This window comes from Streptomyces sp. NRRL S-495 (assembly GCF_000966955.1).
Classification (GTDB): Bacteria; Actinomycetota; Actinomycetes; order Streptomycetales; family Streptomycetaceae; genus Kitasatospora; species Kitasatospora purpeofusca.
Window position 1 is genome coordinate 1 of sequence record NZ_JZWY01000763.1, and the last position, 326, is coordinate 326.

The window sequence follows — 326 nt, forward strand, 5'->3', positions numbered from 1 at the left end:
GCCCTGCGGCGCGAGCGCGCGGCCGGCCGCCCAACCCGCCGCGACCCCGGCGCCGACCGCCACCGCGGCCTCCGCCAGCAGCCGGCCCGCGATCCCGGGCAGCCCCGCCCCGCGGGAGAGTTGCAGCGCGAAGGCGCCGGCCCGGCGGCGGGCCCCGAGCCGGGCGGCGGCGACCGCGGTGGCCACCACCAGGGCGAGCAGTCCGGCGAGCGCGAAGCCCTGCAACTGCTCGGTGCGCTGACGCTGGACGGCGAAAGTGTCCAGCTCCGGGGCGAGTCGCTCGGTGACGTTGATCGAGGGCACGATCTGGCCGGCCAGCAGGCAGG

Annotated in this window: 1 pseudogene; it reads right to left on the bottom strand. The window is 79.8% G+C overall.

The features are described from left to right. A pseudogene (locus VR45_RS32905) lies at positions 1-326 on the bottom strand (hypothetical protein); the annotation flags it as partial.